This is a genomic window from Streptomyces sp. NPDC002911, assembly GCF_053591835.1.
Genome location: NZ_JBSFUO010000016.1, coordinates 18,086 through 39,944, shown reverse-complemented (window position 1 = coordinate 39,944; position 21,859 = coordinate 18,086). Strand labels below are relative to the sequence as shown.

The 21,859-nt window shown below is 70.8% G+C and carries 16 protein-coding genes and 1 pseudogene; 10 read left to right on the top strand and 7 right to left on the bottom strand.

Annotation, left to right across the window (positions count from 1 at the left end):
- Entirely contained in the window at positions 1 to 1,023 is a 1,023-nt protein-coding gene (locus tag ACWD04_RS23285; RefSeq protein WP_451134845.1) for a TIGR04222 domain-containing membrane protein, read from the top strand.
- Between the two features lie 392 nt (positions 1,024 to 1,415).
- Here the strand turns inward: ACWD04_RS23285 and hemQ are convergent, their stop codons facing one another.
- A complete protein-coding gene (hemQ, locus tag ACWD04_RS23280) occupies positions 1,416 to 2,129 on the bottom strand; it encodes a hydrogen peroxide-dependent heme synthase (protein ID WP_451134843.1) in 714 nt (237 codons plus the stop codon).
- A gap of 4 nt (positions 2,130 to 2,133) precedes the next feature.
- Positions 2,134 to 3,621, bottom strand: coding sequence for a protoporphyrinogen oxidase (hemG, locus tag ACWD04_RS23275; RefSeq protein ID WP_451134841.1), 1,488 nt, complete (start codon positions 3,619 to 3,621; stop codon positions 2,134 to 2,136).
- 128 nt (positions 3,622 to 3,749) lie between these two features.
- Between hemG and ACWD04_RS23270 the strand changes: the two genes are divergently transcribed.
- Positions 3,750 to 4,730, top strand: a complete 981-nt coding sequence (locus tag ACWD04_RS23270) for a DUF4349 domain-containing protein (RefSeq protein ID WP_451134839.1) — start codon at positions 3,750 to 3,752, stop codon at positions 4,728 to 4,730.
- A 50-nt stretch (positions 4,731 to 4,780) separates the two neighbouring features.
- Complete coding sequence (locus ACWD04_RS23265) at positions 4,781 to 6,160, top strand: FAD-dependent oxidoreductase (RefSeq protein WP_451134837.1); 1,380 nt, start codon at positions 4,781 to 4,783, stop codon at positions 6,158 to 6,160.
- 10 nt (positions 6,161 to 6,170) lie between these two features.
- Here the strand turns inward: ACWD04_RS23265 and hemE are convergent, their stop codons facing one another.
- Positions 6,171 to 7,280 (bottom strand): uroporphyrinogen decarboxylase, encoded by a 1,110-nt coding sequence (gene hemE / locus ACWD04_RS23260; RefSeq protein WP_451134835.1) that lies wholly within the window; start codon positions 7,278 to 7,280, stop codon positions 6,171 to 6,173.
- A gap of 92 nt (positions 7,281 to 7,372) precedes the next feature.
- On the opposite strand from hemE, the gene ACWD04_RS23255 reads away from it, so the two are divergent.
- The 7 genes and pseudogenes from ACWD04_RS23255 to ACWD04_RS23225 all read left to right on the top strand — a co-directional run.
- Positions 7,373 to 8,032, top strand: a complete 660-nt coding sequence (locus tag ACWD04_RS23255) for a DUF3000 domain-containing protein (RefSeq protein WP_451134833.1) — start codon at positions 7,373 to 7,375, stop codon at positions 8,030 to 8,032.
- A 218-nt stretch (positions 8,033 to 8,250) separates the two neighbouring features.
- Entirely contained in the window at positions 8,251 to 8,913 is a 663-nt protein-coding gene (locus ACWD04_RS23250; protein WP_033300087.1) for a helix-turn-helix transcriptional regulator, read from the top strand.
- A gap of 116 nt (positions 8,914 to 9,029) precedes the next feature.
- A complete protein-coding gene (locus tag ACWD04_RS23245; RefSeq protein ID WP_451134831.1) occupies positions 9,030 to 10,304 on the top strand; it encodes an HRDC domain-containing protein in 1,275 nt (424 codons plus the stop codon).
- 277 nt (positions 10,305 to 10,581) lie between these two features.
- Positions 10,582 to 11,802, top strand: a complete 1,221-nt coding sequence (locus tag ACWD04_RS23240; protein WP_451134829.1) for a thiolase family protein — start codon at positions 10,582 to 10,584, stop codon at positions 11,800 to 11,802.
- Complete coding sequence (locus ACWD04_RS23235; protein ID WP_451134827.1) at positions 11,799 to 13,931, top strand: 3-hydroxyacyl-CoA dehydrogenase NAD-binding domain-containing protein; 2,133 nt, start codon at positions 11,799 to 11,801, stop codon at positions 13,929 to 13,931. The genes ACWD04_RS23240 and ACWD04_RS23235 overlap by 4 nt, the downstream gene beginning before the upstream one ends.
- A 447-nt stretch (positions 13,932 to 14,378) precedes the next feature.
- Positions 14,379 to 15,479 carry an LCP family glycopolymer transferase gene (locus ACWD04_RS23230; RefSeq protein ID WP_451134825.1) on the top strand — a complete coding sequence of 367 codons (1,101 nt, stop codon included), beginning with the start codon at positions 14,379 to 14,381 and terminating at the stop codon, positions 15,477 to 15,479.
- A 23-nt stretch (positions 15,480 to 15,502) separates the two neighbouring features.
- Positions 15,503 to 15,729, top strand: a pseudogene (locus ACWD04_RS23225) (NTP pyrophosphohydrolase); the annotation flags it as partial.
- Between the two features lie 5 nt (positions 15,730 to 15,734).
- Here ACWD04_RS23225 and ACWD04_RS23220 read toward each other — a convergent pair.
- The 4 genes from ACWD04_RS23220 to ACWD04_RS23205 form a co-directional block, all read right to left on the bottom strand.
- Positions 15,735 to 17,237: an amino acid permease gene (locus ACWD04_RS23220; RefSeq protein ID WP_451134823.1), complete on the bottom strand. Its 1,503-nt coding sequence runs from the start codon at positions 17,235 to 17,237 to the stop codon at positions 15,735 to 15,737.
- 153 nt (positions 17,238 to 17,390) lie between these two features.
- The gene (gene dxs / locus ACWD04_RS23215) at positions 17,391 to 19,307 is read right to left on the bottom strand and encodes a 1-deoxy-D-xylulose-5-phosphate synthase (protein WP_451134821.1); all 1,917 of its coding nucleotides are present in this window, start codon (positions 19,305 to 19,307) and stop codon (positions 17,391 to 17,393) included.
- 254 nt (positions 19,308 to 19,561) lie between these two features.
- Positions 19,562 to 20,887 (bottom strand): sugar ABC transporter permease, encoded by a 1,326-nt coding sequence (locus ACWD04_RS23210; RefSeq protein WP_451134819.1) that lies wholly within the window; start codon positions 20,885 to 20,887, stop codon positions 19,562 to 19,564.
- Positions 20,884 to 21,678: an ATP-binding cassette domain-containing protein gene (locus tag ACWD04_RS23205; protein ID WP_451134817.1), complete on the bottom strand. Its 795-nt coding sequence runs from the start codon at positions 21,676 to 21,678 to the stop codon at positions 20,884 to 20,886. Before ACWD04_RS23205 ends, ACWD04_RS23210 begins: the two co-directional genes overlap by 4 nt.
- Positions 21,679 to 21,859: the final 181 nt, after the last annotated feature.

Sequence of the window (21,859 nt, the reverse complement as noted above, 5' to 3'; positions counted from 1 at the left end):
GTGAACGCCCTCGCCGTCCTTCTGACCCTCGCCGTGGCGGTCTCCTCGACGCTCCTGATCATCGCCGCCCGCAGGTCCGGCCGGCGTCCCGGCCCCGGCGACCGGGTGCACGACCGTGCCGAGGCCGCCTTCCTCGCCGGCGGCCCTGCCCGGGTTGTCGACACCGCGCTCACCGCTCTGCACATGGACGGCCGGCTGGCCGTCGGCGGGCCGGGGATCGTCGCCGTACACCGGGACGAAGCCCGGGACCCGGTGGAACGGGCCGTCTACCAGGAGCTGGCCGCCGCCCCGAGCGGAGCCCTGCACACACTGCGCGAGACGGTCATGCGGCACGAGGCGGTGCAGGAGATCGGCGACGGCCTCGCGGCCCGTGGGCTGTTGACGGCGCCGGAGGGGAACCGGAGCCGGCGCCGGTGGGCGCTGACCCAGGGAGTGGTGTGCGTCGTCGCCTTCCCCCTGGGCCTGGCTGCCACTGTCCTGCAGTCGATCCCGTACGACGACTACGCGGACGTGCCTTTCCCGTTCGTCATCAAGATCCTCCCCGCCCTCATGGCCGGCGTCATCATCGGTTTCCTCACCGCGTCCTCGGCGAAACGGCGGATCACCCGGGCGGGGCGACGCGCCCTCGACGAATTGCGCGGCGCGCACGCCCAAGTGGGGGACCCGGCCCACCTGGTGGCCACCCAGGGACTGCGCGCACTCCCCGATCCCGTGCTCCGGGGCCAGTTGGTGACGGCGGCCAGGTATCGGACCCTGCTGCGCGCCTCCCCGGGCTCCTCGACCACCTCGAACGCCGCGCTCGTCCCGGTCGTGTGGTGCGCCACGGCCGGTCCCGGGGGAGGGAGCTGTGGCAGTTCGAGCGGCGGGGGCGGCGACTCCGGTTCGGGATCGGCCTGCAGCTCGGGGTCCGGCTGCGGCGGCAGCAGCGGGTCCAGTTGCGGCGGCAGCAGCGGGTCCAGTTGCGGCGGCAGCAGCAGCAGCGGGTCCAGCAGCAGCGGGTCCAGTTGCGGCAGCAGCTCCTGAGGAGCGCGAGACCGTAAGCGTACGGATCCAGCCACCGACGACCGCCTGTGACCGGGATGCAGGACTCCGGCCTGCGCGCGGCTCTGCCGAGCGGGGCGCGGACCGGAGGCTGACCCGCCCGTCCGGGGCCGCGCGCCAGAAGGGCCGCCCCGTCGGGAGCGGCCCTGGTGGTGTCCTATCCAGTTGTCGGCCCGGGACACATCGGCCGGACCCGGCGAGGAGCGGCGGCCCGCGGAGAGGAATGGATGACTCCCCCGCAGGTCACGACAGTTCGCCGGCCGTCGGCCGATGTGCACCGGCACCGGACCCGGTGTCGCTGGAACGGCGGGCGGCGTCTCACACGCCGTTGCCCGCCAACTGATCTTCCGGGTCGGGATGACCGGAAACGCTGGCTATGCGAGTCCGGCCACCAAGTCTGCGACGGCCTTCCTGCGCCCCGTGTAGAACGGGACCTCCTCACGTACGTGCAACCGTGCCTCGGAGGCCCGCAGGTGGCGCATGAGGTCGACGATGCGGTACAGCTCGTCGGCCTCGAAGGCGAGGACCCACTCGTAGTCGCCCAACGAGAAGGAGGCGACCGTGTTGGCACGGACGTCGGGGTAGCCACGGGCCATCTTGCCGTGGTCCGCGAGCATACGGCGGCGGTCCTCGTCGGGCAGCAGGTACCAGTCGTAGCTGCGCACGAAGGGGTACACGCTGATGTAGTCGCGCGGGGTCTCGTCGGCCAGGAAGGCCGGCACGTGCGACTTGTTGAACTCGGCGGGGCGGTGCAGCGCCATGTTCGACCAGACCGGTTCGAGCGCGCGGCCCAGCCTGGTGCGCCGGAAGAGGTTGTACGCCTCCTGCAGCTCGTCGGAGGTCTCGGCGTGCCACCAGATCATCAGATCGGCGTCGGCCCGCAGACCGGACACGTCGTAGGTGCCACGGACCGTGATGTCATTGGCCCCGAGCTGGTCGAACAGCTCCTGGACCTCGTCGGCGTAGCCGGCTCGGTCGACGGGAAGGACGTCCTTCAGCCTGAAGACGGACCACAGGGTGTAGCGGATGACCTCGTTGAGGTCCTTGGCCTTCTTGCCTGCGTTCGGAAGCTTTTCTGGCGCACTCATACGGCTATTGTCCCGCCTGGCCACCGGTGACCCGAACCCGGGTCGGCGTGTTGTCGATCTCTTCCGTGGCCGGGCCCCTGAGGCCCTGGACGATCTCGTCCGCGGCGCGGTGCGCGCTCGCGACGCAGGCCGGGATCCCGACGCCGTCGTACACCGCTCCGCACACCCGCAGATTGGGCAGCTCGGCGACCTCGTCGCGGATCCGGGCGACCCTGCTGAGATGGCCCACCGGGTACTGGGGCAGCCCGCCGATCCACCGGGTGACCTCGGTGTCCACGGGCCGGGCCGTCAGTCCGGTCGCCGTGGCGAGATCGCCCAGGGACGCGGCGACGAGCTCGGAGTCCTCACGGTGCAGGTGCTCCTCCTCGCCGTAGCGGCCGACGGAGGTACGCAGCACGAAGAGGTCGGGGGACGCCTCGGCGACCCACTGCCACTTGTTGCTGGAGAAGGTCGCGGCCTTGATCGTGCGCCCGTCGACCGGCGGCACGAGGAATCCGGAACGCCCCGCGAACGCCTCGTTCCCCTCGATGTCGGCGCGCCGGAAGGCCATGGTGACCAGCGCCATCGAGGCGTACTCGACGGCCGCGAGCTCGACCGAGGCGGCCGGGCACTCGGCGGCGAGCAGGGTGGACGCCGACCAGGCGGGGGTGGCCAGGACGATGGCGTCGGCGGCGATGACCCGGCTGTCGGTGCGCACGTCCCAGCCCGCGGCCGTGCGGGTCAGCCCGAGCACAGGGGTCTCCGTGAGGATCTCGGCGCCCTGGGCCCGTGCGGCGTCGGCCACAGCGCCCGGCAGGGTGCCGATGCCCCCTTCGATGCCCTGGAAGACCGGTCCGGTCTGCTGCCGGGCGGCGGCCCTCTCCTGGATGCGGAGTACGCCGTCGAGGAGCGGTCCGCCCTCCTTCACGGCCTCGAAGAGCTGGGGCACGGCTGCGCGCATCGAGATCCGGTAGGCGTCACCCGCGTACACCCCGCCGAGCAGCGGCTCCACGAGCCGGTCGACGACCTCCCGGCCGAGCCGGTCCGCGACGTAGGAGCCGACCGCGACGTCGTCGCCGACAGCGGTCGGGGTGAGGTCACGCTCCTCGGCGATCCTCGCCAGGCCCTCGGGCGAGAGAACACCGCTGAGCGCCGCCGGGTCGCCCGGCACGCCCATCACGTGCCCCTTGGGCATCGGGCGCAGGGCGTCACGGGTCCAGACCGAGGCGGTGGCGGTGGCGGGCGGCTGGAGCCGGTCGCCGAGCCCCACCGCGGTGGCCAGCGCGACTGCTTCGGGCCGCCGCGCGAGCATCGACTCGGCGCCGAGGTCGACCCGGGTGCCCGCGATCTCGCCGGTCATCAGCTTGCCGCCGAGCCGTCCGGTCGCCTCCAGGACGGTGACCCGGAGGCCGGAGGCCAACAGCCGGTGGGCGGCGGCGAGTCCGGAGATGCCACCGCCGATGACGACGGCATGGCCCGTGCGTGTGGTGTCGCGCTGAAGAGGACGCTGCATGGGTCCACTCTCTCAAACCCGTCCCGAGTCCCGAACGTGACCACTTCGACACCGCCGGCCGGCAACCCGCGTTCGGGTCCCGACGTCGAACCTGCACACCATCGACAAGGATCCTGGGAGGACGCGTCATGTCCGACGAACGCCACACGGAGATTCGTCCACCTGCGCGGCCCGGCCGAAGCCGCACGCATGCGCTGGCGGCCGGGCTGCTCGTCGCTCTCCTGACCACCGGCGCGTGCGGCGCTTCCTCCGACAGCGGTGGGCGGGGGGCCAACTCCGCGTCGGACGACAAGGCGGCGGTGCCCGCCGCGGCCGGTGTCGGTGAGAAGCCGGCCGCCAAGTCCGCCGACGGCGCCTCCTCGTTATCGGAGACGGCGTCCTCGGTGGTGACCCACGTCGTCCGTACGGCCACGCTCACTCTTGAGGTGAAGGACGTGCCCAAGGCGGTGGCCACTGCTCGCAGAGTCGTGACCCGGGGCATGAGCTACGGCATCGTCTCGGAGGAGACCACAGAACGGCTGAACGACAGCCGCGAGGAGGCGCACCTCGTGCTGCGCGTGCCGCAGCAGGACTACGAGCGTGTGCTGGAGGAGCTCGCCGGCTCGGGAAAGGTGCTGTTCCGTACGTCCGACGCGAAGGACGTCACCGGCCAGGTCGTCGACGTCGAGAGCCGGATCGCCACCCAGCGGGCGAGCGTCGCGCGGGTCCGCGACCTGATGGACAAGGCCGAGAAGCTCACCGACGTGGTGACGCTGGAGGGCGAACTGAGCAGCCGCCAGGCCGCCCTGGAGTCGCTGCTCGCCCAGCAGGCATCACTGAAGGACCGCACCTCGCGCGCGACCATCACCCTCGAACTCAGCGAACCGTACGAGGACGGGAAGGGCCCCGACGACGAGGACACGGGCGTCCTGGACGCACTGGCCGGCGGCTGGGGCGCGTTCGTGACGATGCTGCGGTGGATCGCAGTGGCGATCGGAGCCACGGCACCGTTCCTGGCCGCCGCGGCCGTCGTGGTGCTCCTGTGGCGGCTGCTGCGCGGCCGCCTGCCACGGCGCCGCACGACGCCCCGGGAGACGTCGGAGGCACCGCAGGCCCCACCCGCCCCGTAGGCGCGTAGCGTGGGCCCCTGACCCTGCATACGGCGGCGAAGGGACCTGGAATGACGGCGGAGCGACTGGTGGTCGTCGGAGGCGACGCGGCGGGCATGTCCGCCGCATCGCAGGCCCGCAGGCTCAAGGGGCCCGAGGCGATGAGCATCGTCGCCTTCGAACGCGGCGACTTCACGTCCTACTCCGCCTGCGGCATCCCGTACTGGGTGAGCGGCGACGTCGAGGGCCCCGACGACCTCATCGCCCGTACGCCCGAGGAGCACCGGGCCCGTTCCATCGACCTGCGCACCCGCACCGAGGTGACGGAGATCGACGTCGCCGGGCACCGTGTACGGGCGCTGGACCGCGACAGCGGCGAGACGTACTGGACGGGCTACGACAAGCTGGTGATCGCCACGGGCGCCCGGCCGGTGCGCCCCGATCTTCCCGGAATCGACGCTCCGGGCGTCCATGGCGTGCAGACCCTGGGTGACGGCCAGGCACTCCTGCAATCGCTGGACCGGGCTCCGGGACGCCGGGCGGTCGTGGTCGGCGCGGGCTACATCGGAGTCGAGATGGCCGAGGCCATGCTCAAGCGCGGCTTCGAGGTGACGGTGCTCAACCGCGGGGCGCAGCCGATGGCGACGCTCGATCCGGACATGGGACGGCTGGTCCACGACGCGATGGACGGACTGGGCATCACCACCGTCAACGACGCCTCGGTCATCCGTGTCGACACCGGCCGGGACGGCCGGGTCACCGCGGTAGCCACGGACGGGGGGACCTACCCGGCGGACGTCGTCGTACTCGGCATAGGCGTCGAACCGGAGACGGCCCTGGCCCGCGAGGCAGGCCTGCCGCTGGGCCCGTACGGCGGCCTCCTGACGGACCTGTCGATGCGGGTCGTGGGGCAGGACGGCATCTGGGCGGGCGGGGACTGCGTCGAGGTCCTGGACCTTGTCGCGGGCCGCACCCGGCACGTCGCGCTCGGCACCCACGCCAACAAGCACGGCCAGGTCATCGGAGCCAACGTCGGCGGCGGCTACGGCACCTTCCCCGGAGTGGTCGGTACGGCGGTGAGCAAGGTCTGCGACCTGGAGATCGCCAGGACCGGGCTCCGTGAGAAGGACGCACGCGCGGTCGGACTGCGCTACGTCACGGCGACGATCGAGTCGACGGGCCGGGCCGGCTACTACCCCGGAGCTAAGCCGATGACGGTGAAGATGCTCGCGGAGTACCGGACCGGCCGGCTCCTGGGCGTGCAGATCGTCGGCCGTGAGGGGGCGGCGAAGCGCGTGGACGTCGCGGCGGTGGCCCTCACCGCCGGGATGACGGTGGAAGCGATGACGGCCCTCGACCTCGGCTACGCCCCACCGTTCTCCCCGGTCTGGGACCCGGTGCTGGTTGCCGCCCGCAAGGCCGTGTCGGCGGTGCGGGCGGCCGGGGGTTAGTCGCGGACGGTCAGCGCGCGGTCTGCTGGTGGACGTACTCCACCAGGCGCGTCAACGCGTCCGGGTCGGTGGTCGGCAGGACGCCGTGTCCGAGGTTGAAGATGTGGCCCTCGAGACCGGCGGCGGCATCGAGCACCTCGCGGGTCTTCGCCTCCACCGCCTCGGTCGGCGCGAACAGCACCGCCGGGTCGAGGTTGCCCTGGAGCGCCTTGCCGGGGCCGACCCGGCGGGCGCCCTCGTCCATCGGGACGCGCCAGTCCACGCCGACGACGTCCGCGCCGGCCTGGCCCATCAGGCCGAGCAGTTCGCCGGTGCCGACGCCGAAGTGGATGCGCGGGACGCCGTAGGACGCGACGGCGTCGAAGACCTTCGTGGAGGCCGGCATCACGGAGCGGCGGTAGTCGGCCGGGGCCAGGGCGCCGACCCAGGAGTCGAAGAGCTGGACCGCGGACGCGCCGGCCTCGATCTGGACCTTCAGGAACGCGCCGGTGATCTCCGCGAGCCGGTCGAGCAGGTCGGCCCAGAGCTCCGGCTCGCCGTAGATCATGGCCTTGGTGCGCTCGTGGTTGCGGGACGGTCCGCCTTCCACGAGGTAGCTCGCAAGAGTGAACGGCGCTCCGGCGAATCCGATCAGCGGGGTGGCGCCGAGCTCCGCGGTCAGCATCCCGATGGCCTCGGTGACGTACGGGACGTCCTCGGGGGTGAGGTCGCGCAGCCGGGCCAGATCGGCACGGGTACGGATGGGCTCCGCGACCACCGGGCCGACACCGGGCTTGATGTCGAGGTCGATGCCGATGGCCTTGAGCGGTACGACGATGTCGCTGAAGTAGATCGCGGCGTCGACCTTGTGACGGCGTACGGGTTGCAGGGTGATCTCGGTGACCAGCTCCGGCATCATGCAGGAGTCGAGCATCGCGATGCCCTCGCGGACCTTCAGGTACTCGGGCAGCGAGCGCCCCGCCTGGCGCATGAACCAGACCGGGGTGTGTGGCACCGGCTCGCGGCGGCAGGCCTTGAGGAACGCCGACTCATGGGTGGCGGGCGTCGTCCGCAGGCCCGACGAGGGGCCCTCCCCTGATCGGACGGGGCTGAACTCTCGGGGAAGGTCGTTGGCACTCACGCACAGAATCTTCGCACGGAGCGGCGACGAGCCGGACGCCGCATGGGTGTCCCTCCCTGCACGGCGCTCCGGTTCCGCCTACTCTTCCCCGCATGGCTCCGGCTCAGGGACAATTTTCCGATCATTCCGATGGCACTGACAGCGAGGAGGGCGCGGACGGCGACACCGTCCCGCTCGCGTTCCGGTCGGCGGTCGACGCGCTGCGTTCCGCCTGCCTGCGCCCCGAACTGGAGGTCGAGCCCACACGGCCGCCGCAGCGGCTCGCCCCGCACGCGTACGCCGTGGAGGCCGCCGTCGTGGAGGGCGAGGACGATCTCGCGGACGGCCGTCTGGTCCTCCTGCACGACCCGGCCGGACACGACGCCTGGCAGGGCACGTTCCGTTTGGTGACGCTCGTACGGGCCGAACTGGAACCGGAGATGGCGGCCGACCCGCTGCTGCCCGAGGTGTGCTGGTCCTGGCTCACGGGTGCGCTGGAGGCCCGCGGTCTCTCGTACGGGGAGGCCGGCGGGACGGTGACGCGCGCCGGCTCGCACTACTTCGGCGCACTGTCCGCACGCCGCCCGGCGACGCAGATCGAGATCCGGGCCTCGTGGACGCCGCGCGAGGGGCATGACGCAGTACCTGACATGGGGGCGCATCTGGTCGCCTGGGGCGATCTGCTCTGCCAGCTGGCCGGCCTGCCTCCGTCCGGTACGGCGGACGCGGCGGTGGTGACCCTGCCCCAGCGTCGCGGGCCCCAGGTCTCATAACGCTCGTCTTCGGGAAGAGCCGGTCGTCCAGGGACCGGCTCTCTTTTTTCGTACAATCGATCGTGCGTCCTATTTGTCCGAATTGTTACGCACCAAATCGTGATCTTCCCCTAAAGGAGGACGCGCCTGCTGCCGAAGAGGTCAATGACCCTTCCAGCACGGTTCGTCCCGGCTTCATCCCCGAGCCGGCACATCCCGCCACTCCCCCAGGAGGCCTGGTGTCCGTTCTCCTCGAGCAGCCCGCAAGCCTGGTCGCCTACCGCCCGAACAAGCCGACGGCCATGGTCGTCGTGGCCGACCCGCGCGTCCGTTCCACCGTCACCCGCCATCTGTGGGCTCTCGGAGTTCGTGACGTCATCGAGGCGTCGTCCATCGCGGAGGCCCGCCCCCGCGTCGGCAACCCACGCGACATCTGCGTTGCCGACGTCCACCTGCCCGACGGTTCCGGGCTGACCCTGCTGTCCGAGACCCGAGCCGCCGGCTGGCCGAACGGCCTCGCTCTCTCCGCCGCCGATGACATCGGCGCGGTACGCAATGCCCTCGCGGGCGGCGTGAAGGGCTACGTCGTCACCGGCACCCGTACCAACATCGGCCATCCCACCCGTCCGGGCGTCGCCCCGATCGGCGCCAACGCCGCCCGTATGCACCGCAGGCCTCCCGGCTCCCCGAGCCACCCGGGCGGCTACCGCGAACTCTCCGGCCGTGAGGTGGAGGTGCTCCGCCTGGTCGCCGAAGGCCAGTCCAACAAGGCCATCGGCGTCTCGATGGGGCTCTCCGCCCTCACCGTCAAGAGCCACCTCGCCCGCATCGCCCGCAAGCTCGGCACCGGAGACCGCGCCGGCATGGTCGCCGTGGCCCTGCGCACGGGCATCATCCACTGACCCCCCACCCCGCCGGCACCTGCGCGGATGCGTAACCGGCCGGTTTACGTGCATGTACGCCCGTCGACGGAACGTTCCGTCGACGGGCGACACACATACACAGATACCCTTGGCATGTGACCGACGCCCAAGAGACCGCAGAAGACACTTCACTGCGAACCACCGGGGGCGCTCCCCCGGACGACGTCGCCCCGGCGCCGATCCCCTTGCTCGAACCGCGCGAGGGCATCCCCCCGGTGGTGGCGACCGACGACGCGCTGGACCGGGTGATCGCCGACTTCGCCGCGGGCACCGGCCCCGTCGCCGTCGACGCCGAGCGCGCCTCGGGCTATCGCTACGGGCAGCGCGCCTATCTCGTACAGCTTCGCCGCGAGGGCGCGGGAAGTGCGCTGATCGACCCGGTCGGCTGTCCCGACCTGTCCGGGCTCGGTAAGGCCCTCACCGGCAGCGAGTGGATTCTGCACGCCGCCACCCAGGATCTGCCCTGCCTGCGCGACATAGGCATGACCCCGACCTCGCTCTTCGACACGGAGCTCGCCGGACGGCTGGCGGGTTTCCCGCGCGTCGGCCTGGGCGCCATAGTGGAGAACGTCCTCGGCTACGCCCTGGAGAAGGGCCACTCCGCGGTCGACTGGTCCACCCGGCCCCTGCCCGACCCCTGGCTGCGCTACGCCGCGCTCGATGTAGAGCTGCTGGTGGACCTGCGCAACGCCCTGGAGGAGGAGCTGGACCGGCAGGGCAAGCTGGGGTGGGCGCTGGAGGAGTTCGCCGCGATCGTCTCGGCGCCGCCCGCTCCGCCGCGCAAGGACCCGTGGCGCCGGACCTCGGGCATGCACAAGGTGCGCCGCCGCCGCCAGATCGCGGTCGTACGGGAGCTGTGGACCGCTCGCGACCAGGTGGCGCAGCGCCGTGACATCTCGCCCGGCAAGGTGCTCGGCGACGCCGCGATCATCGAGGCCGCCCTGGCGCTCCCGGCGAACCTGCACGCGCTCACCGCGCTGCCCGGCTTCGGGCACCGCATGGGGCGCCGTCAGCTGGAGCAGTGGCAGGCGGCAGTCGACCGGGCCAGGGAGCTGCCCGAATCGGAGCTGCCGCAGCCCGGTCAGCAGCCGGCGGGCCCGCCGCCGCCCCGCTCCTGGGCGGACAAGGACCCGGCCGCCGCGGCCCGGCTGTCGGCGGCCCGAGCCGGAGTGTCGGAGCTCGCCGAGCGGCTGCACATGCCGCAGGAGAATCTGATCACCCCGGACACGGTGCGCCGGATCTGCTGGGAGCCGCCCAAGGTCCTGACCCCGGACGCGGTGGAGACCGTGCTGGCCGGTCACGGGGCGCGGCACTGGCAGATCGAACAGGTCGGCCCCCTGCTGCTGCGAGCCCTGGACACGAGCGCCTGAGGCGTCCCCGACAACATGCGTACGCCCCTCTGCCGGATCGGACAGAGGGGCGTACGCGTGTCGCGAGCACACCATGGACCGGCTCGTCGAGGAGGATCGATTTCACGCCAGTTAGCCGGCCTTCCCGGGCCACCGGTGGCACCCGCGCCGGGTGTGACCTTCGCCGCTCCGGTGGTGGGGGGTGGGCAGCCTGGTTACCCGCAAGTAGCATGAGGGTGTGGCGCGCCGATGTGCGCGCCCGCAGCAGTGCCATCCCGCACCCTGGAGGAGAGCCACCGTGCCTCGTACCATCCGGGACGTCGTCTTCGTCGACGGCGTCCGCACCCCGTTCGGCAAAGCGGGCCCGAAGGGCATCTACCACGAGACCCGCGCCGACGATCTCGTCGTGAAGGCCATCCGGGAGCTGCTGCGCCGCAACCCGGACCTGGACCCCGCGAAGATCGACGAGGTCGCCATCGCCGCGACCACCCAGATCGGCGACCAGGGCCTCACCCTCGGGCGTACCGCCGGAATCCTGGCCGGTCTGCCGCAGTCGGTGCCCGGTTACTCCATCGACCGCATGTGTGCGGGCGCCCTGACCGCCGTCACCTCGACGGCCGGCTCCATCGCCTTCGGCGCGTACGACGTCGTCATCGCCGGCGGTGTCGAGCACATGGGCCGCCACCCGATGGGCGAGAGCGTGGACCCGAACCCGCGTCTCGTGTCGGAGAAGCTGGTCGACGAGTCCGCCCTCTTCATGGGCATGACCGCGGAGAACCTGCACGACAGGTACCCCTCGATCACCAAGCGGCGAGCGGACGAGTACGCGGTCCGCTCGCAGGAGAAGGCCGCCAAGGCGTACGCCAACGGCAAGATCCAGCAGGACCTGGTGCCGGTCTCCGTGCGCCGCACCAACGCCGAAGCCGGGGAGACGGGCTGGGGCCTGGTCACCGCCGACGAGCCGATGCGCCCGGGCACCACGATGGAGTCCCTGGCCGGTCTGAAGACCCCGTTCCGCGCCCACGGCCGTGTGACAGCCGGTAACGCCGCGGGGCTCAACGACGGCGCCACCGCCTCGCTGCTCGCGTCCGAGGAGACCGCCCGCGAGCTGGGCCTCCCGGTCAGGATGCGCCTCGTGTCGTACGCCTTCGCGGGTGTCGAGCCGGAGGTCATGGGCTACGGCCCGATCCCGGCGACGGAGAAGGCCTTGGCCAAGGCCGGCCTCTCCATCGACGACATCGGTCTCTTCGAGATCAACGAGGCCTTCGCCGTGCAGGTGCTCGCCTTCCTGGAGCACTACGGCATCGCCGACGACGACCAGCGCGTCAACCAGTACGGCGGCGCGATCGCCTACGGTCACCCGCTGGCCTCCTCCGGCGTCCGCCTGATGACTCAGCTGGCCCGCCAGTTCGAGGAACAGCCGGAGGTCCGCTACGGCCTGACGACGATGTGCGTCGGCTTCGGCATGGGCGCCACGGTCGTCTGGGAGAACCCGAATTTCGACGGAGGCAACAAGTGAGCACCGCCACCACTGAGCTTCTGAAGGGCGCGGCCGAGCTGTTCCCCGGCGAGGTCGTCACGCAGGCGCACGTACGCCACCTCGACCTTCCCGGCGGTGCGGGCCGTTTCGCCCTCATCACGCTGGACAACGGCCTCGACCACACCAAGCCGACCACCATCGGCCCCCAGTCGCTGGCGAACCTGAACGCCGCCGTCGACCAGGTCGAGAAGGAGGCCGCCGAGGGCGCGATCGTCGGTGCCGGTGTCACCGGCAAACCGTTCATCTTCGCGGTCGGCGCCGACCTCAAGGGCGTCGAGCTCCTCAAGAACCACACGGACGCGCTGGCCATCGGCAAGGGCGGACACGACGTCTTCCGCCGCCTGTCCGGCCTGGCGGTCCCGACGTTCGCGTACTACAACGGCGCGGCCATGGGCGGCGGTGTCGAGATCGGTCTGCACTGCTCGTACCGCACGGTCTCCACGGCCATCCCCGCGTTCTCACTGCCCGAGGTCTTCCTCGGTCTGGTCCCCGGCTGGGGCGGCTGCGCGCTGCTCCCCAACCTGGTCGGCGCCGACCGCGCCGTCTCGGTGATCATCGAGAACTCGCTGAACCAGAACCGCCAGCTCAAGGGCAAGCAGGTCTTCGAGCTCGGGATCGCCGACGCGCTCTTCGAGGGCGCGGACTTCCTGGAGCAGTCGCTGATCTGGACCGCTTCCGTCCTCAAGGGCGAGATCGCGGTCGAGCGTCCCGAGGTCGACCGCGGCGACGCCTGGGACGAGGCCGTCGCCCGCGGCAAGGCCATCGCGGACTCCAAGGTGCACGGTGCCGCTCCGGCCGCGTACCGCGCGCTGGAGATCATCGCCGCGGCCAAGGACGGCGACCTGAGCGCCGGCTTCGACGCCGAGGACCATGCCCTCGCAGACCTGATCATGGGCGGCGAGCTGCGCTCCGGGATCTACTCCTTCAACCTGGTCCAGAAGCGCGCCAAGCGCCCGGCCGGCGCCCCGGACAAGTCCCTGGCCCGCCCGGTCACCAAGGTCGGCGTCGTGGGCGCGGGCCTGATGGCCAGCCAGCTCGCGTTGCTCTTCCTCCGCCGTCTGGAGGTCCCGGTCGTCCTCACGGACATCGACCAGGCGCGCGTCGACAAGGGTGTGGGCTACGTCCAGGCCGAGATCGACAAGCTGCTCGGCAAGGGCCGCATCAACCAGGACAAGGCCAATCGCCTCAAGGCCCTGGTCTCCGGGGTGCTGGACAAGGCGGAGGGCTTCTCCGACGCCGACTTCATCATCGAGGCCGTCTTCGAGGAGATCGGCGTCAAGCAGCAGGTGTTCGCTGAGGTCGAGGCGGTCGCCCCGGCGCACGCGATCCTCGCCACGAACACCTCGTCCCTCTCGGTCACCGAGATGGCGTCCAAGCTGAAGAACCCCGAGCGGGTCGTCGGCTTCCACTTCTTCAACCCGGTCGCGATCCTCCCGCTCCTGGAGATCGTCCGCGGTGAGCAGACCGACGACGCCTCGCTGGCCACGGCCTTCGGTGTCGCCCGCAAGCTGAAGAAGACCGCGGTGCTGGTGAAGGATGCCCCGGCGTTCGTCGTCAACCGCATCCTCACCCGCTTCATGGGCGAGATCCAGAACATCATCGACGAGGGCACCCCGGTCGGGACGGCGGAGAAGGCCATCGAGCCCCTCGGCCTGCCGATGTCCCCGCTGGTGCTGCTGGAGCTGGTCGGCCCCGCCATCGGCCTGCACGTGTCCGAGACGCTGAACCGCGCCTTCCCGGAGCGCTTCACGGTCTCCGAGAACCTCGCAGCGGTCGTCAAGGCCGGCAAGCGCGGCTTCTACGTCTACGATTCCGGCAAGCCGGAGCTGGACCCCGAGGTCGCCGCACTCCTCGAGCAGGGTGACACCGTCCTGACGGAGGACCAGGTCCGTGACCGCGTCCTGGACGCGGTGGCGCAGGAGATCGGCCTGATGCTGGCCGAGGGCGTCGTCGCCGAGGCCCAGGACATCGACCTCTGCCTGATCACCGGCGCGGGCTGGCCCTTCCACCTGGGCGGCATCACGCCGTACCTGGACCGCGAGGGCGTCTCGGAGCGGGTCAACGGGAAGCGGTTCCTGGAGCCGGGCGTGGCGAGCGTCCCGGCGTAACACGAGCCGCACGCGGGCCGCACGGGCTTCTGCCTGTGCGGCCCGCTCTCGTGGCGGGGGCTGCGTGCCGCACTCCGCTCTGCTGCCGATGCCGGCGTGCACCATGAACGCGAAACCCGAAGCGGGCCCCGGCTACCTGCGGATCGCGACCTGGAACGCGTGGGGGGTGCCAGGGGCTCGGGAACCCGGCGCGGCAAGGTGGACGCCCTCGACGAGCCGGCCCCGGCCGACGGTATGGGCCCCGGAACGCAGGACCAGCCGGAGTCCCAGGCCCAGGTTGTGTCGGGACCGGCCTGCGCCGCAGGCGGAGCCCGGCAGTCCTCGCACGCATGCTCGATCCACTGTCTATAGTGCTTCGCACCACCGTCATCGGACCGGCTCCTCCCCCCACCCGAGTCCAACCCGCCCACAGCCCTACCGGGCGCGAGACCAAGGGGCTCGAACAGGATGAGCAAGGACGTCATGCCTCCGGGCCCGCGCGCCTCACAACGGGCGGAAGCACCGGAGCGGGGCCGGAAGAAGGAACGCAAGCCCCACCGTGGCCTCAAGATCACGCTCGGGGTGCTGGTCGTCCTCATGCTCGCCGGTGGCGGCACCGCGTACTGGATGTACCAGGATCTCGACGGCAACCTCACGGGCGTCGACATCGACAGGGCGCTCGGTGAGGACCGCCCGGAGAAGCTTCCCACCACCGGGCAGAACCTGCTCGTCCTCGGATCCGACTCGCGCGCCGGGGCGCAGAACAAGGAGCTGGGCGGGGGCGGCGGTGTCAGTGGGGCACGGTCCGACACCACGATGGTGGTGCACATACCCGAGGGCCGGTCCGAGGCTGTCGCCGTGTCCATTCCGCGCGACACCCTCGTGACCCGGCCCGAGTGCGTCACGTCCGACGGCTCGGAGCTGCCCGAGAAGAGGCGCGAGATGTTCAACGCCGTGTACGCCCTCGCCGGCCCGGCCTGCGTGGTCAAGACCGTCGAGAGGATGTCCGGGGTCCGCATCGACCACTACCTGGAGATCGACTTCGCCGGGTTCAAGGACCTGGTCGACGCGATAGGCGGGGTCACCGTCGACGTCGAGGAACCGATCCACGACACGGCATCCGGGCTCGACCTGACGGCAGGTGAGCACAGACTGAGCGGCACCGAGTCGCTGGCCTTCGTCCGGACCCGGAAGGGCGTGGGCGACGGTAGTGACCTGCGTCGGATCGGGCTCCAGCAGCAGTTCCTGATGGCGTTGCTGAAGGAGATCAAGTCGCAGGATCTGCTGGGCAGTCCGGCGGCCACGTACAAGATCGCGAACTCCGCCACCGAGTCGCTCACCACCGACGAGGGGCTCGCCTCGCTGACATCGCTCAGCGAGTTCGCCCGCTCGATGAACGGCGTCGATCCCTCCTCGATGGAAACGTTCATGCTGCCGGTCGCCTACGACGAGCAGGACCCGAACCGAGTGGTGGCGTCGGAGCCGCGTGCCGGCAACCTCTGGAAAGCGATCCGGACGGACGGCACGATTCCCGAGTCGTCCAGGAAGTCGCCGGCCACCGGCGGCTGACCTGGCGTCCTTCAGGGATGCCCGTTCCGCAGGCGGCCCGGGGAGTCGCGTCCGCGTCGGGGATCCGTGCGGCGGCGGCGCCCGGCAGCGGGGACGCCCTGATCACGGCCCTGACCGCCGCCGCCCAGGGTGTGCCGCCCTGCGTCGTGGTCACGGCCGATCGCGGACTGCAACAGCGGGCCGAGGCGTACGGGCCCGTTACGCCGGTCCGCGTACCGTAGGGCCGCTGCCGCAGTCGTGGCGTGACTGACCAGGTCAACCGGCCTTCACCATACGGCTGTTCCGGCGCCCGTACACGAAGTAGATGATCACGCCGAGCACCATCCAGATCCCGAACCGGAGCCAGGTCTCCGCCGGCAGGTTCAGCATCAGCCAGACCGAGGCGGCCACCGAGACGATCGGGAGCAGCGGCACCCACGGGGTACGGAAGGCCCGGTGGAGGTCGGGGCGGGTGCGGCGCAGGACGAGGACGCCGAGGGCCACGACCACGAACGCGAAGAGCGTGCCGATGTTCACCAGGGTGGCCAGCTCGTTGATGCTGGTGAAGCCGGCCACGATCGCGATGACCACGCCGAGCAGGATCGTCGGACGGTACGGGGTGCCGAAGCGCGGGTGTGTGACCGAGAAGAATCTCGGCAGCAGTCCGTCACGGCTCATCGCGAAGAACACCCGGGTCTGGCCGAGCAGCAGGATCATGCAGACCGTGGTGAGGCCGACCGCGGCTCCGAAGCTGATGACGCCCGCGTAGAAGGGGTGTCCGGCGGCTTTGAACGCGTCGGCGAGCGGGGCGCTGACGGAGAGTTCGGAGTAGTGCTGCATGCCGGTGACGACGATCGACACGGCGACGTAGAGCAGGGTGCAGATGACGAGCGAGGCGAGGATGCCGCGCGGCATGTCACGCTGCGGGAGCTTGGTCTCCTCGGCCGCGGTGGCCACCACGTCGAAGCCGATGAAGGCGAAGAAGACGATGGACGCCGCGGTGAAGATGCCCATGACGCCGAAGTTCGTCGGTTCGTAGCCGAAGATCAGCTGGACCAGCGGCGCGTCCAGGCCCGAGCCCGAGGTCTGCTTCTCCGCCTCCGGGATGAAGGGCGAGTAGTTGGCCGACTCGATGAAGAACAGGCCGGCGATGATCACGATGCCCACGACCGCCAGCTTGATGACGACGACGACCGTGGTCACCCGGGCGGAGAGCTTCATCCCGAGCACCAGGATCACCGTCAGGATCAGCACCAGGACGAACGCCAGGATGTCGAAGCCGAAGCCGCTCGCCACGTCCGGGCCGGCGAGCCATTCGGGCATCGTCCAGCCGACGTTGTCCAGGAGCGAGCGGACGTAGCCGGACCAGCCGACCGCCACCACCGCGGTGCCCAGGGCGAACTCCAGCACCAGGTCCCAGCCGATGATCCAGGCCACCAGCTCACCCAGGGAGGCGTACGCGAAGGTGTAAGCCGATCCGGCCACCGGGACGGTGGAGGCGAATTCGGCGTAGCAGAGGGCCGCGAGCGCACAGACGACGCCCGCCGCGACGAAGGCGAGGGCCGTGGCGGGGCCCGCCGTCTCCTTGGCGACCTTGCCCGTGAGGACGAAGATTCCGGTGCCGATGATGACACCCACTCCGAAGACCGTGAGGTCCACGGCGGAGAGGGACTTCTTGAGGGCGTGCTCCGGTTCTTCGGTATCGCGGATGGACTGTTCGACCGTCTTGGTCCTGAACAGTCCCGTCCCGCTGGGGGGCGTGTCCTGCTGCGTGCTCACCGGCGTACCTCCACGCACTCGTCGTGCACGCCATGATTCGCAAGCGGCAGCCCCGGAATGTCTCCGAAGGCGCGGTACGCCCCGATTTCACGCGAATGGGCCGGTCGAACTACCCGGGAGGGGCGGCGGCCGGCCCATGTGCGTGCGGACGGTTCAGTCGCGGACGGGCTGCCCCACGACGCGGCTCTCGTAGCGGCCGTCGAGCTTGGCGACCAGGCCGGTGACCTGGCGGGCGATGTCCGGCGCGGTCAGCCCGATCTCGGCCATGACCTCGGCGCGCGAGGCGTGGTCGAGGAAGACCGGCGGGATACCGAAGTCGCGCAGGGGTACGTCGACGTCGGCGTCGCGCAGCGCCTGGGCGACGGCGGAGCCGACACCGCCGGCCCTGCTGTTGTCCTCGACGGTGACGACGACCCGGTGCTCCGCGGCGAGCGGGGCGAGTGCCTCGTCGACGGGCTTGACCCAGCGCGGGTCCACCACGGTGGTGGAGATGCCATGGGCGTCCAGCAGAGCGGCGATCTCCAGACACATCGGGGCGAGGGCGCCGACGGAGACCAGGAGGACGTCCGGCTTGTCCGTGCCCGCCGTACGCAGGATGTCCATGCCGCCCACCGTGCCCACGGCCCTGACCGCGGGGCCGACCGCGCCCTTGGAGAAGCGGACGACGGTGGGTGCGTCGTCGACGGCGACGGCCTCGCGCAGCTGGGCGCGGACCTGGTCGGCGTCGCGCGGGGCGGCGATGCGCAGGGTCGGCACGCATTGCAGGATCGACATGTCCCACATGCCGTTGTGCGAGGCGCCGTCCGTGCCCGTGACACCGGCCCGGTCCAGGACGAAGGTCACTCCGCACCTGTGCAGGGCGACGTCCATCAGGACCTGGTCGAAGGCGCGGTTCAGGAAGGTCGCGTAGACCGCGAAGACGGGGTGCAGCCCACCGGTGGCCAGGCCCGCCGCGGAGACCGCTGCGTGCTGCTCGGCGATCCCGACGTCGTAGATCCGGTCCGGGAAGGCCTGCTCGAACTTGCCGAGGCCGACGGGCTGGAGCATGGCCGCCGTGATGGCGACGATGTCCTCGCGCTCATGGCCCAGCTTGACCATCTCCTCGCCGAACACCGAGGTCCAGTCCAGGCCGGAGGTGGAGATGGGCAGGCCGGTGTCGGGGTGGATCTTGCCGACCGCGTGGAAGCGGTCCGCCTCGTCCTCGAGGGCGGGGGTGTAGCCGCGGCCCTTCTCGGTGAGGCAGTGCACGATGACCGGGCCGCCGAAGCGCTTGGCCCGCTGGAGCGCGGATTCCAGGGCCTCGATGTCGTGGCCGTCGATGGGGCCGACGTACTTCAGGCCGAGGTCCTCGAACATGCCCTGCGGGGCGATGAAGTCCTTGAGACCCTTCTTGGCGCCGTGCAGGGTCTCGTAGAGCGGCCTGCCGACGACGGGCGTGCGCTCCAGGAGGTCCTTGCCGCGGGCCAGGAACCGCTCGTACCCGTCGGTGGTGCGGAGGGTGGCGAGGTGGTTCGCGAGGCCGCCGATGGTCGGGGCGTACGACCGCTCGTTGTCGTTGACGACGATGACGAGGGGGCGGTCCTTGGCGGCGGCGATGTTGTTCAGCGCCTCCCAGGCCATACCGCCGGTGAGCGCGCCGTCCCCGATGACCGCGACGACGTGGTCGTCCTTCTTCAGGAGCTCGTTGGCCTTGGCCAGGCCGTCGGCCCAGCCGAGTACCGTCGAGGCGTGCGAGTTCTCGATGACGTCGTGCTCGGACTCCGCGCGGGACGGGTATCCGGAGAGCCCGCCCTTGCTCTTGAGCTTCGAGAAGTCCTGCCGGCCCGTGAGCAGTTTGTGCACATAGCTCTGGTGGCCGGTGTCGAAGAGAACCTTGTCCTGCGGGGACTCGAAGACCCGGTGCAGAGCGATGGTCAGCTCGACCACGCCCAGGTTCGGGCCGAGATGGCCACCGGTCTTGGCCACCTCCTCGACGAGGAAGGTACGGATCTCGCCGGCGAGCTGGTCGAGCTGCTCGAGGCCGAGCCGGTCCAGGTCGCGCGGTCCCCTGATGCGGGTCAGCAGGTCCACCCATGCCTCCTTGCGTGTGAGCCGGTCGAACTTCTTACCGATCCGCAGAGTCTAATGTTCCGCGGAGGGCGCCGGTCCTCAGGGTGCGCGGTCGTGTGTCACACCTTCGGCGGGAAAGACACGATTTCGCTCGCATACGCGTGTCCCGAAGAACACGCGCGCCGGGAGCGGGAGTGGACGGCCGGCCCATGCCGGGCACGCCTGTGCCCGGCATCCGCCGAGATGCCGGGCACAGGCGCTGGTGCGCAGGGGTGTCAGGCGCGGCCTGCGGTCTTCTGCGTTCGGCGGGAGACCGAGTCGATGACCACGGCGGCGAGGAGCACCGCACCCGTGATCATGTACTGGACGGCGTTGGCCATGCCGATCATGTTCAGGCCCTGCTGGATCGACTGGATGACGATCATGCCGAGCAGTGCGGACCAGACCTTGCCCCGGCCTCCGAAGAGACTGGTTCCGCCGATGACCGCGGCGGCGATGACCAGCATCAGGGTGTTGCCGGCGCCGACGCTCTTGGTGGCACCGCCGGAGAGGCTGGCGATGAAGAGTCCGCCGAAGGCGCCCAGCATGCCGGAGAGGGCGAAGACGGTGATGCGGACCCGGTCGACGTTGATACCGGCGCGGCGGGCCGCCTCCGGGTTGCCGCCGACCGCGAAGACCTGGCGGCCGAAGGTCGTCCGGCGGGCGACGAAGTCCGCGACGATCAGGACGGTGAGGAAGAGCACCAGGGCGAGCGGCAGACCGCGGGCGCCGGCCGGCTCGTTCAGGACGTACGCGACGGCGAAGCACAGGACGGCGACGACGCCGGTGCGCAGGACGACCTCGGCGATGGGGCGGGCGGGCAGGTTCGCGGCCTTGCGGCGCTTGCTGTCCACCAGGAGCGAGGCGGCGTACGCGACGACGGCGACCAGGGCCAGCCCGTAGCCGGCGGCCTTGTCCTCGAAGAAGTAGTTGGTCAGGTTCTCGACGACACTGCCGGAGGGCGTGTTGATCGAGCCCTCGCCGCCCATCATCCAGTCCTGGAGACCGCTCCAGCCGAGGAAGCCTGCCAGGGTCACGACGAAGGCCGGTACCCCGATCTTGGCGAAGAAGAAACCGTGGAGTGCCCCGAGGGCCATGCCGGAGAGTACGGCGACGAGGATCGCCAGCCAGTCGTTCCAGCCGTTGTTGACGTTGAGCACGGCCCAGACGGCCGCTCCGACGCCGGCGACGGAGCCGACCGAGAGGTCGATCTCGCCGAGCAGCAGCACGAACACGATGCCGACGGCCATGATGCCGAGGCCCGAGCTGTAGACCGCGATGTTCGCGACGGAGCTGGCGGAGAGGAAGTTGCTGTTCTGCAGCTGGAAGACGACCGCGATGACGATCAGTCCGATGAAGACCGGCAGCGAGCCGAGTTCACCGCCGCGTACCTTGCGGGTGAACTCCGACCAGTAGCCCTTGAGGCCCTCCTCGCGGACGAGCAGGCGCGGGTCGACGGCGGGTACGGGGGCTGCCGACGGTTCGACGGCGGGCGCCGCCGGGAGTGCGTCGGAGGCGGGCTTCTCCGTGGAGGTCCCGGGGGTCTTGGCGAGGTCGCTCACTTCGCGTCCTCCTTCGTGGCCGTGCGTGCCTGGCGACGCGTGACGGCATTGTCCGTGGCGCCGGTGATCGCGGCGATGATCTCTTCGTGGGAGGTGCTCGCTACGTCGAACACACCGTTGTTGCGGCCGAGTCGGAGCACTGCGACCTTGTTGGCGACGGCTCGGACGTCGGCCATGTTGTGGCTGATGAGGATGACGCCGTGGCCGCGCTCGCGCAGTCGCTCGACGAGGTCGAGGACCTGGGCGGTCTGCTCGACGCCGAGTGCCGCGGTCGGCTCGTCCAGGATGACGACCTTGGGGTCGCCGATCAGGGCGCGCGCGATCGCGACGACCTGGCGCTGCCCGCCGGAGAGCGAGGCGACGGGGATCCGTACGCTCGGGATCCGGATGGACAGCGTGTCCAGGAGCTCCTTGGCGCGCTTCTCCATCGCGATCTCGTCGAGGACGGAGACCTTGCGCAGTTCGCTGCCGAGGAAGAGGTTGGCGACGACGTCGAGGTTGTCGCAGAGGGCCAGGTCCTGGTAGACGGTGGCGACTCCGAGTTCCTGGGCGTCGTTGGGCCGGTTGACCCGGACCGTCCTGCCCTCCCACTCGATGGCGCCTTCGTCGATCGGGTGGACGCCCGAAATGGTCTTGACGAGCGTCGACTTGCCGGCGCCGTTGTCGCCGACCAGGGCGACCACTTCGCCGGGGTGAATCTCCAGGTCCACGTCGGTGAGCGCCTGGACGGCGCCGAACCGCTTGGAGATTCCGCGCAACGCCAACACGGGCGTAGCGGACACGTGAATCATCTCCTTCGCCGCCTGACCGGCGGGGATGGTGCTGCTGAGCGAGAGGGGTGTGCGGAGTGGGCCCGGCGCCCGCCCGCGCTTGCGGGGCGTCGGAAGGGCGGGTGCCGGGCCGGCTGGGAGCCGAGGGGCCGGCCCGCGGGGGTCATGCGCTCCCGCGGGCCCGAAGCCTCATCCCGCGGAC

Excerpts from the sequence above, each read along its gene's own strand:
- hemQ (WP_451134843.1), bottom strand. The coding sequence starts at position 2,129 with ATGAGTGCGCCAGAAAAGCTTCCGAACGCAGGCAAGAAGGCCAAGGAC.
- ACWD04_RS23205 (WP_451134817.1), bottom strand. The coding sequence starts at position 21,678 with ATGATTCACGTGTCCGCTACGCCCGTGTTGGCGTTGCGCGGAATCTCC.
- ACWD04_RS23230 (WP_451134825.1), top strand. The coding sequence starts at position 14,379 with ATGAGCAAGGACGTCATGCCTCCGGGCCCGCGCGCCTCACAACGGGCG.
- ACWD04_RS23270 (WP_451134839.1), top strand. The coding sequence starts at position 3,750 with ATGTCCGACGAACGCCACACGGAGATTCGTCCACCTGCGCGGCCCGGC.
- hemG (WP_451134841.1), bottom strand. The coding sequence starts at position 3,621 with ATGCAGCGTCCTCTTCAGCGCGACACCACACGCACGGGCCATGCCGTC.
- ACWD04_RS23255 (WP_451134833.1), top strand. The coding sequence starts at position 7,373 with ATGGCTCCGGCTCAGGGACAATTTTCCGATCATTCCGATGGCACTGAC.
- ACWD04_RS23265 (WP_451134837.1), top strand. The coding sequence starts at position 4,781 with ATGACGGCGGAGCGACTGGTGGTCGTCGGAGGCGACGCGGCGGGCATG.